Consider the following 11748-nt stretch of genomic DNA (forward strand, 5'->3'; position numbering starts at 1 on the left):
TCTTATTATGTATCTTAATCTCATCAAGCAAAGAAACTATGAAGGCTGTTGAATATCGCTTACCTCAGGATTTAGATAAATCGTTTATTGTTTTTCAAGAAAAAGCTACATTTTTTCCATGCCCATGGCATTATCATCCCGAATATGAAATAGTACTAGTTAATAAAAGTTTTGGACGTAGGATGGTAGGAGATCATATTGGTTATTTTGAGGAAGGTGAAATTGCCATCATAGGGCCAATGTTGGCTCATGTATGGGTTAATGATCCTCATTATTTAAGTGGAAAGGCAGATGGTCTGGCAGATGCAACAGTTATCCATTTCCTGGATGATTTTCTCGGCAAGAATCTAGCTAAAGTCCCAGAAATGGAATCTCTTAAAGATGTCCTGAATCTCAGCAACAGGGGATTGGTAATTAATGGGGAAGCAAGAAAAAAGATTGCTGAAGTTATGAGCAGTATGTTGGATGCAAGCGGTTTAGTAAGATTATCTGGCTTGTTTATGATATTTGATATTTTAGCTAATACAAAAGAGTACAGTATTTTGGCAAGTCCAGGTTATGCTGAACATAATCAATTAAATACAACAGATCGATTTGATAAAATCAATACATACATTATCAATAATTTTGATAGAGAAATCTCTCTTCCTGAAATAGCCTCAATTGCTAATATGGGCATAACAACATTCTGTAACTTCTTTAAAAAGCATTATAGGGTCACTTTTATAGAATATGTAAATTCAATTAGGATTGGATACGCTTGTAGATTTTTAAGTGATAAGAATAAAAACGTAGCAGAAATAGCATATAGCTGTGGCTTTAGGAACTTGGTGAACTTCAATCGTCAGTTTAAGAAATTTAAGAATATGACTCCTTCTGAATTTAGAAAGGATATCACAGTCGAAATGTAAAAGTTTTGGCAGAAATCAAAGATAATATGCATTTTGCGGTAATTCAATTAAATTGAGCTCCACATGTTGAAACGAATTATGAGAAAAATTGCTTTAAATAGATTCAAGAGGATTTGTATACTAGTTTTATCAATTGCTGTTTTATTAGGCAACAATGACGCATTTGCTTTTACGCCGATACAGGGAAAGAGCCTGACTCGAATAAATAAAGACAGTGTGATTAGGATCCTGGCGATCGGGAATAGTTTTTCAGACGACGCCATTGAACATTATCTATATGGATTGGCAAAAGCTGGAGGCTATCGGGTAATCATTGGGAATTTATATATTGGTGGGGCACCACTAGATTTGCATTGGAAAAATGCCGAAGGCAACAAAGCAGCTTACAGCTATAGGAAGATTGGTCTGGATGGACAGAAAGAAATAAAGGCGAAGACATCCCTGGAAAAAGCATTGGCAGACGAAAAATGGGATTTTATCAGTCTCCAACAGGCAAGTCCTAAATCCGGACAGTTTGAAACTTATGTAGTGCCGCTTCCTTTGGTACTCAATTACGTTAAGCAAAGGGCAAGAAATCCAAAGGTAAAATATGTATTTCACCAAACCTGGGCATATGCGCAGAATTCAAATAATAAGAATTTCAGTAATTACGGGAATGACCAGATGAAAATGTACACTTCAATTATGGAAGCCTCGAAAAAAGCAAAAGCGCTAGGTAAATTTGATGTACTTGTGCCATGTGGTACAGCAATTCAAAATGCTCGTACTTCATTTATAGGCGATAACCTTTGTCGAGATGGTTATCATCTGAATTTGGATATTGGTAGATACATTGCTTCTTGTACCTGGTATGAGGCTATTTTTGGTAAAAGCCCTATCGGTAATCTTTACAGACCTGCTAAAGTTTCAGAAGAAGAGGCTAAGATTGGTCAATTGGCCGCTCATAAAGCCATTAAAAAGCCTTATAAAGTTACCAGGTTAAGCAAATAGGATAGGTGGTTTTGGTTAATTTACTAATACAAAGCTAATATATACTTAACATTATATCTGTTATTTTGCCGATGGTAATTTTTTATTACATTTACTAATGCAGAACGGTCTCAAAAGAAAGTTAATGGCAGTAAAATAACAAATCAAAATTTGAGTCTTTAATAATATGCTTCCTTTTCGAACTTTAAGTAATGAGCTGATACAGAGTTATCGAGAAGGAGATGAAGCTGCCTTTAAGGAAATTTATCAACTGTATGCACCCAGGATTAATAGGTTTGCTTACAGTTTTTTAAAAGATAAAGCACAAAGCGAAGAAATTGTACAAGAAACGTTTATTAGTCTTTGGGAAAACAGACAAAAGTTCAATCAGGATAAAGCGCTAGAACCCTACTTGTTTACAATCTGTAAGCGTTTAATCTTAGATGGTTTCCGGAAAGTAACCAGCACAAATGTATTAAGGGAAAAGTTACTGTTGAAAATCTCTCAGACACATAATGATACCGAAGATGGGATTATACTCTCTGATTTAATGGTATTCGCTGAAAGTGCAATCAAAGAATTACCAAAACAACAACAAATTGTTTTTCGGTTGAGCCGTTTTGAGGAGCTTTCCTATGAGGAAATTGCTGATCGTTTAAACTTGTCAAAAAATACGGTTAAAAATCATTTAGTAGTTGCAGTAAAAACACTTAGAGCTCAGTTCAGTAATCAGGAAATTATTTATCTGCTGTTTTTTTTATTGTTTTATTGAAATTATATATTTGATTGTTAGTGTTTTATGTGTTTTTTTTAAAAAAAAAGATAAAGAACTAGTCTTAAATTCTTCCTCGCACGTATTCTTATTATAAAGCTCTAATTGGAGAGCTTGAAAACCATTATGAACTTGGAAAATCATAGGCTGCAATTTCTTTTGAAATCGCTTGTAGATAATACAATTAGCAAGGAAGAACTAGATGAACTTGCTGAAATGTTGAATCAATCTGGCGATAACACTGATGTTCATTCTGAAATGAAGAGCATTTGGGAGGAAATGGATTCCTCAAACAACAATATCAATGAGGACCTTTATGCAAGTATTGTTTCTAATCCTCGATTTTTAAAATCTACTGAAAAGAAGGGTGTTAAAATTTTAGGGTTAAACCGTAATAATTTTATCTATTATGCTGCGGCTATACTGCTGGTATGTAGCTTTGGTTTAGGTCTTTTTTTCTACAAGTATCAAGCTTCCGACAGTGCTACAAAACATTATACTGCTAATTCCGGAGATAAGAAAGAGTATAATACAGAACATGTGGTATTAACACTTTCCAATGGAAAAAAAATAATCTTAGATCAAGCTGTGGATGGACAATTAACTAAGGATGATAATGCGGTAATTTCTAAAGTAAACAATGGACAAGTTATTTATAATCTGAGCAACCTGAATAATGAAAATAAAGATGGTAAATTAGTTTATAATACGATATCCACCCCCGTTGGTAAAAATTATCAACTCATTTTGGCCGATGGAACAAAAGTATGGCTAAATGCGATGTCTTCACTTAAGTTTCCTGTTTCATTTACGGATAAAGAAAGAAATGTAGAGTTGATAGGAGAAGGATATTTCGAGGTGGCTAGCGATAAGACGAAACCGTTTATGGTTGCAGCTAAAAGCATGAAAATACAGGTGCTCGGTACTCATTTTAACGTCTCTGCATACCCTGAAGATAACCTTGTGGAAGCAAGTTTGGTAGAAGGAGCTATTAAAGCTGATAATGGCACTTCTTCTCTTATTTTAAAACCGGGTCAGCAAGCTATACTTCGAAACGCATCTGGACAAATGAAAGTGCAAGGTTTTAATTCTGAGGAAGTGACGGATTGGAAAAGCGGCTATTTCATATTTAGGAATGAGCCTATTGATGAAATCATGAAGAAGATTAGCAGATGGTATAATATAGATGTTAAGTATCAAGGTGTTTTGACTGAAGAAGCTTTTGGAGGGAAGTATTTGAAGAGCAATTCACTTTCCGAGTTGTTAAGCAGTTTAGAGCTCACTGGTACCGTGAAATTCAAAATTGATGGAAGGAGGGTAACTGTAATGCAATAATTCTACTACCAAAAACAGTTACAACAAAATCAGGAGAGCTTGGACCCTCTCCCGATTAATTCAAAGCATGAAATGCTTTCAGGTAACTAAACTGAAACGAGAAGAGACAGATTAATTAAACCCGTATTCAAATGTATCAAAAATATACTTTTTTAATGCGTAGAATTTTCTATGCGCCCACAAAAATATTGCTCATAATGAAACTAACTCTTGTTTTATTACTTACGTTAGGTTTGCAAGTAGCTAGTGCAACTAGCTTTGCTCAGCAAATTACCCTAACCAAGACCAATGCAAAACTAGAAAGTGTACTTGCTGAACTGGAAAAACAAACAGGTTATAATTTTATTTATAACTCTGGGATGATTGCCAAAATTAACAACGTTACGCTATCCGTAAAAAATGCATCATTAACAGAAGTTCTTAATAAAGCTTTAGAAAATCAATCATTAAGCTTTACCATCAATGGAAATACCATTGTCATTTTAGAAAAACCGAAAGGTCAGAAACAGTTAAGAATTACCGGAACTGTGGTAGACAGAGACAATTTGCCTATGCCGAGTGTTTCGGTAATGATTAAGGGAACAAAGATTGTTGAACAAACAAAAGCCGATGGAAATTTTAGTATAACAGTGCCAAATGGCGATGCTATTTTAGTATTTAGCTTTTTAGGTTTTGAGACAGTTGAAGTTAAAGTTGGAAGTCAGACTAAATTAAGAGTTGTATTAAAAGAAGATGTAAAAGCCCTAAGTGAAGTTGTTGTTACAGCATTAGGTATCAAGCGTGAAGAAAAATCTTTGGGCTATTCGGTTACTCAGGTAAAAGGAGAAGAGTTAATGGACGCGGTTTCTAATAACTGGACTGACGCTTTAACTGGTAAGGTTGCAGGTTTAAATATGATTAAATCTGGTGGCGGACCTGCAGGATCAAACAAAATTATCTTAAGAGGGGAAAGTTCATTGGGCGGAGACAATTCAGCACTTATTGTGGTGGATGGTGTAGTCGTAAGTTCAAAAATTTCTGAAGGTAATGGCTCTTATTTAGGCTCAGAAAATCCGATAGATCATGGGAATGGTATTAGTGATTTAAACCCTGAAGATATTGAAAGTGTTTCAGTTTTAAAGGGGCCAGGTGCTTCAGCTTTATATGGTTCCAGAGGTTCTAACGGTGCTATTATCATCACGACAAAATCAGGTAAGGAAAGTCAGAAAGGTTTAGGCATTTCATTTAATTCCAATGCTACATTTGGTACGATAAACCGATGGCCAGATTTTCAGTACGAATATGGACAAGGAGCCATAGGTAGTGATCAATATTATTCCTGGGGTGCAACAGAAGATGGAGCTAATACGAAAAATACAGGTGCTGCCTGGGGACCTAAATTCGACGGACAGGAATATTATCAGTGGGATCCAAATTTGTTGACCAGAGGAACAGAGCGGACACCTTGGGTTCCTTATAAAAACAATAGAAAAGATTTCTTTGATGTTTCACAAACTTATACTAACAGTCTTTCTGTTAGTGGTGGTAATGCAAAGACTACTGCTCGTTTAAGTTTTACCAATTTGACTAATAAATGGATCATACCTAATACGGGGTATGACAGAAATACCATTGCTTTAAATGTATCTCAAAAAGTTAATGATAAATTATCTATTTCAACCAAATTAAGCTATAACAATAAGTATAGCGATAATTTACCCTCAACAGGATACAACAATCAAACGGTGATGTACAACATAATAGCTTTAGTGCCAAATGCAGATATTGATTGGTATAAACAATATTGGCTGCCGGGAAGTGAGGGCTTAAAGCAAATCAGACCTTTTTCTAATGGTTTAGATAATATTTATCTTTCTGTAAATGAAATGCTTAATAAATCTAGTAGGAATCAGTTAATCGGTACAATTAGTGCAACTTATGAGTTTACAAAGAATTTAAACTTAATGGTTAGAAGCTCTATTGACTGGGCTGCCGAGGCAAGAGCTCAACAAAAACCAAAAGATGCAGCTAGGTTTCCAGATGGGATGTTTCGTACGCAAGACATAGATCAAATGGAAACCAATACCGATTTCCTGTTAAATTATAAGCACAAGATTACTAATGATATTGAGGCTTCCTATTCAGTAGGTGGATCTACTATGATGAATAAGTATAAAATGGTATCGTTAAATGCGGATAGGTTAAGATATCCTGGTATTTACACTTTTGCAAACGTAAAGGATAAAGTCGAAGCAAGGTCTAGAACCGCTGAATATGCTGTGAACAGCGTATATGCTTTGGCGCAATTTTCTTATAAAAATCGCTTATTCTTAGATATTACAGGCCGTAATGATTGGGCTTCCGTTCTAGCAACAGAATTTTCTACAGAAAATGTATCATTTCCTTATCCATCAGTGAATTTAAGCGGTCTGGTTTCAGAGATGTTTACCTTACCTAAAGCGGTGTCCTTTTGGAAATTAAGAGCCTCATGGTCGCAAGTTGGTGGTGGTGGTGTTATTCCTTACTTAACAGGTTATGATTATGAGCCAAGAGCAACATACCCTTCGGGTATGGCAAATCCAATATATATCGCTAATGAAGATTTAAAGAATGAGCTCTCAACAACGCTTGAGTTTGGTACAGATATTCGATTATTTAATAGCAGATTTGGTATAGACGCCACATATTACAGAAGCAATATAAAAGATCAGATTTTAAGAGTTCCTTTAGATAGGGCTACAGGGTATAATTACAAAGTAATGAACTCTGGTTTAGTCCAAAACAAAGGTGTAGAATTGGCATTAAATGGCACTCCCCTTAAATCTCATAAAGGACTAAACTGGGACATGACCTTAACTTTTGCCGCTAATAGAAATAAAATTGTTTCGTTGGCAGACAGTGTAGACACTTATGTGATGCAAACTGGACCTCGTGGTTCTATGGAAGCAAGGGTAGGTGGTAGAATGGGGGATTTGTATGGCTTAGGCTATTCCCGTAATCCAGAAGGGAAAATTATCTATAACTCACAAGGATATCCTGTTATAACTGAAGAAGCTTTTTATTTAGGAAGGGCAACGCCAGATTTTAACTGGGGCTTTTCCAATAGTTTTAGGTATAAGCAATGGAGACTAAAAGTGCTGGTTGATGGTCAGTATGGTGCAGTTGCCTATTCTCATACGCATGTAGCGGCATCAGTTGCAGGTAAATTAACCAATAGCTTGCCTGGAAGATATACAGGTATTATTGGGGATGGGGTACAATTAAATCCAGATGGTACTTACCGCCCTAATGATGTGGTAGCCGAACAAATAGGTACTTATTATAATGAGCATTTTAAAGGTGATAACGTAGAGGCCAATACTTTCAGTACAGATTTTATCAAACTTAGAGAAGCCAGGTTAGATTATACCTTGCCATCCAAATTTGTAAAGAAATTGAAATTTCAGAAAGCAGTAGTTGGTATTTATGGTAGAGATCTTTTCGTATGGAGCGACTGGCCGGCCTATGATCCTGAGTTTGGAACGCTTGGAGGCAACGATATCCAAAGAGGATTTGAGGTAGCACAATTCCCTTCTACCAGAAATTTTGGCGTTAACATATCATTTAGCTTTTAAGGAGAAACCATGATGAAAAAAATTATAGCAGCATTATTAATAACAGGAAGCTTGGTTTCTTGTACTAAAGAATTCAGCGAGCTAAATACAAGTAAAGATGGAGCAAAATATACCACTCCAGAAACATTATTAGGCCCTGCTGTACACGACGTATTAAAGAGAAACCTGAATAGATGTTTAAGGTTAACACATGAGTTGATGCAGGTTCATGTTACACTTTCAGACGGAGACGAAATACATAGATATGTCATTAGACCACAAGAGTCTGATTATATGTGGAACAATTGGTACATACAATTAACCAATATTAAAGATATTTACAAGGGTGGGGATGTGATAAACAGTAATGCCTTTATGGGAATTTCATTAGTGTTGGATGCCTGGGTTTCTTCATTATTGACAGATGTTTATGGCGATGTACCTTACTTTGATGCCAATAAGGGACGAGAACTTATTTTACAGCCTCGTTTCGATAGACAGAAAGATATTTATGAAGACTTGTTTAAAAAGTTAGAAGAAGCTAATGAATTATTTAAAACAGCTACTTTAAACAATGATGAGGCAAAGTTAGATCCAATTTACGCTGGTGATCTGGTAAAATGGAGAAAATTTGGAAATAGCCTTTATTTAAGGCTGTTACTAAGAGTTTCAGGAACTGGTGAGTTAAATGCAACAAGTAAAATACTGGATATTGTAGAAACACGAAAATCTAACTATCCAATCTTTACAAGCAATAACGATTCAGCCATTTTAAAATTCCAGACCACGGCACCATATCTTTCTGAATTTGCAGAATATCGTCCTATTGATTTTCAAATTAACAATAGCTTAGGTGAGTTCTTTATCAATAACTTAAATGATTGGGGAGATCCACGTCGTGAAAAATGGGCTTCTAAAAAAGAAAACGCGTTTGTGGGTATTCAAAGTGGTTATCCTGTTGGGCAAGTTCCTGCTCCACAATCCCAGTATCTTGCGGTTTTAATGGATGAACCTTTATTGGGTAATATCATTAATTACCCGGAATTACAATTTATTTTGGCAGAATGTGCAGTAAAAGGTTATATCACCGGGGATGCTAAAACATATTACGAATCGGGCGTAACAGCAGCCTTAAGTATGTGGGGCTATACTGTGCCAACGGGATATTTGACTGAAACTACTGCGCAATGGTATGAAAATGATAATGCAGATCAGAAATTGCACCATATCATGCTACAGAAATATTACACTTTGTTCTTCACCGATTTTCAATCCTGGATTGAGTACAGACGTACAGGTTTTCCAGTTTTACCTCGTGGCACGGGCTTGCAAAATGATGGGATCATGCCAACCAGGTTAAAATATCCAGTAAACGTACAAAGGGTAAATCGAGAAAATTATAGCATTGCCGTAGCCAATATGGGTGGGGATGATTTGAAAACTAAAGTTTGGTGGAATAAATAAGAAATTTATATGAAAAAGGATATAAAATCACTTTTTGCATTTTTCATAGGTATAATAGTTCTCTCTTCATGTTCTAAAAACGAATATGAATCTGATGGTGCTGTTAGTCCTGTTATATATATGAGCTATGTAAAGGCTTTACACAATGGAGACGATGTGATATTAGCTAAAGAAAAATTAATGGGCGCTACACAAATTGCAGGTGTAGTCATTTCTGACAGAACTAGTGGTAATTTTAACGAAAATGAGCTTGTAGTACAAAACTCATCAAGAAATAAAATTTCTGGTATAGTGTTCAAGTTTACGGACAATAATACATCAATTAATTATGGGGATTCTGTTAAAATTGATATTGAGAATTGTGTGCTATACAGAGAAAATGGCTCGATGAAAATTAAAGGAGATGACTTAAGCTTTGCAAAAGTTAATAAGGTGGAATCAAATAAAGTAATTGCTCCTCGAAAAGTTTCATTAACCCAACTTTATAGCGATTTTTTTAATTATGAAAATACGCTTGTTGAGGTTGCCAATATAGCTTTCCCTGATTTAATTGGAGGGGAAGTGTATAATGGAGATGTGAAAATGGGTGAAGAAGCCAGCATATTGATCTATTTGAGCACAAAATCTACTGCTAATTTTGCACAGAAATCTTTACCATTACTTGCTTCTTTTAGGGGAATTCCAACTTATTATAACGCTACTTCTAATTATTATAATACAGCAAAGTTGCTATTTAAAATGAGAAACGAAGAGGATGCCTTTAACGAAACAGGTGCTACCTACGCAAGTTTCCCTGAAGACTTTGAATTAGCTGCAGCATCTACAAAAGCAAGTTATTTAATGTCAGCTACTAATGATATGGTTACGTTTAAAACAGGTAATTGGAGAATTTATCAGGGAATTATTGGTGACGTTGTAAATGTGGATAAGTTTAATCCAACTGGTAAACAAGCGATAAGGTTAAAAGACCAACTTTCAGAATCAGCATATATCGAAATGAATTTCGATTTAACTTCTGGTGCTTCTAAAGTTACTTTCTCGTACGGTGTTCCAGCTCTTGGTGCAATTACAGCAAGCACTTTTGATTTAGAATACTCTCAAAATGGGGGAACAACCTGGACAAAAGTAGGAAACAGTATTACAGATGCCGGTAAAAATGCCCAATTGGCAACATTTAATGTAAATGTTTCTGGACCAGTAAGGTTTAGAATTAACAAACTTGGCTTAGGGCCAAATACATCGTCAGTAAACAATGGGTTTCTAAATATCGATGATTTTAAAGTTTATCAAAATGTCAACTAAAACTAGTAATTAAAAAGATGAAGAAGATATTAATTGTTTTTTTTACAATTGCAGTGTTATTTACAGCATGTAAAGACAAGTCAGGAGATTTTGCACCTACTAATCCTTCAATTTCTGAAATTGTACCCTCAATGGCTTTGGCGAGCGAAACTGTTAGTATAAAGGGAAAGCGTTTCTCTACAGATGCTTCTGCTAATATTGTGAAATTTGCTGGGGTTAAAGCTGATGTTATTAGTGCTACGGATACATTGTTAGTCGTGATTGTCCCAGCTAATGGAAGTACTGGTACAGTAACCATTACGGTAAATGACCGTACCTCTAAAGGTCCAATGTTTACCTACGGTGCAGCACAAGTAGAATATGATTTTATTACTTCTACATATGCAGGTAATGGTGTAGCTGGTGATGAGTATGGACCAATCGAAAGCGCAAAATTTATGCTGCCAAATGGTGTATCTTATGATCCGACTACTGGAGATTTGATTGTAACTGATAGAACTGCACAGGCAATAAAAAGAATCTCAAAAGATGGTATAGTAACTAAGATTGCAGGAACAGGAGCAAGAAGTTCAGTTAATGGAGCACTTTCTGTTGCTACCTTCAATAATCCATATAAATCTGCGGTAGACAAAGATGGCAATATCTATGTGGTAGATAATGGGGCTAATCTTGTTAGAAAAATAGATTTAACTACTAATACAGTATCAACTTTAGCTGGTAATACCACTGCTGCTTTTTTAGATGGACAAGGGACAAATGCTCGTTTTAATATTCTCACAGGTATAGCTGTAGATGATGATGGATATGTTTATGTTGCTGATGCCGGGAATCATGCTGTTAGAAAAATATCCCCAACAGGAATGGTAACAACATTAGCAGGAAATGGTACTGATGGAGTTGTAGATGGGGACTGGCCAAATGTAAGAATGAACAGACCTACTGCTGTTTGTATCGGTAAAGATGGGTTTCTTTATGCGGCAGACAGATATGGGCAAAGGATCCGTAAAATAGATCGTCACACTGGTAGAACAGTTACAATTGCTGGTTCTGGAGGAAATACGAGTAACACGGGTGGACAGGTAGATGGGGAGGCACTAAAAGCGAGATTTAATAACCCCTGGGGAATAGAAATTGACAAGGATGGAACTATTTATGTATCGGAATTAGGAGGTAGTGGTTCCGCAACACACACTATCAGGATGATTAAAGACGGGATCGTAACTACAATTGCAGGAAATGCAAGTTTCAACGCTCCAGGTTTTGTAAATGGTTTGTCGGCTGTTTCCAGGTTTAATAATCCTACAGATGTTGCTGCGGATGAGGAAGGTAATATTTATGTTGGTGACATGAATAATTATGTAATTAGAAAAATAGTAAAAGTTCCTAAGCCTTAATTTTAAAAGTGTTTTATAGCCTTTAAATC

At 35.7% G+C, this 11748-nt stretch carries 8 protein-coding genes; all 8 read left to right on the top strand.

The window, feature by feature from the left end; genetic code table 11:
• The first annotated feature begins 38 nt into the window (after window positions 1–38).
• Complete coding sequence (locus WC623_RS17440) at window positions 39–911, top strand: AraC family transcriptional regulator (protein WP_372853414.1); 873 nt, start codon at window positions 39–41, stop codon at window positions 909–911.
• Between the two features lie 63 nt (window positions 912–974).
• Window positions 975–1901 (top strand): DUF4886 domain-containing protein, encoded by a 927-nt coding sequence (locus WC623_RS17445; protein WP_372853416.1) that lies wholly within the window; start codon window positions 975–977, stop codon window positions 1899–1901.
• A gap of 166 nt (window positions 1902–2067) precedes the next feature.
• Window positions 2068–2652 (top strand): RNA polymerase sigma factor, encoded by a 585-nt coding sequence (locus tag WC623_RS17450; protein ID WP_372853418.1) that lies wholly within the window; start codon window positions 2068–2070, stop codon window positions 2650–2652.
• 126 nt (window positions 2653–2778) lie between these two features.
• Window positions 2779–3987 carry a FecR family protein gene (locus WC623_RS17455; protein ID WP_372853420.1) on the top strand — a complete coding sequence of 403 codons (1209 nt, stop codon included), beginning with the start codon at window positions 2779–2781 and terminating at the stop codon, window positions 3985–3987.
• A 197-nt stretch (window positions 3988–4184) separates the two neighbouring features.
• Window positions 4185–7580 (top strand): SusC/RagA family TonB-linked outer membrane protein, encoded by a 3396-nt coding sequence (locus WC623_RS17460; protein ID WP_372853422.1) that lies wholly within the window; start codon window positions 4185–4187, stop codon window positions 7578–7580.
• A gap of 9 nt (window positions 7581–7589) precedes the next feature.
• Window positions 7590–9023, top strand: a complete 1434-nt coding sequence (locus tag WC623_RS17465) for a SusD/RagB family nutrient-binding outer membrane lipoprotein (protein ID WP_372853424.1) — start codon at window positions 7590–7592, stop codon at window positions 9021–9023.
• Between the two features lie 9 nt (window positions 9024–9032).
• A complete protein-coding gene (locus WC623_RS17470) occupies window positions 9033–10325 on the top strand; it encodes a DUF5689 domain-containing protein (RefSeq protein WP_372853426.1) in 1293 nt (430 codons plus the stop codon).
• Window positions 10326–10342: 17 nt separating this feature from the next.
• On the top strand, window positions 10343–11719 hold the full coding sequence (locus tag WC623_RS17475; RefSeq protein WP_372853428.1) for an IPT/TIG domain-containing protein: 1377 nt from the start codon (window positions 10343–10345) through the stop codon (window positions 11717–11719).
• The last annotated feature ends 29 nt before the right edge of the window (window positions 11720–11748 follow it).

Source organism: Pedobacter sp., assembly GCF_041645105.1.
GTDB lineage: Bacteria > Bacteroidota > Bacteroidia > Sphingobacteriales > Sphingobacteriaceae > Pedobacter.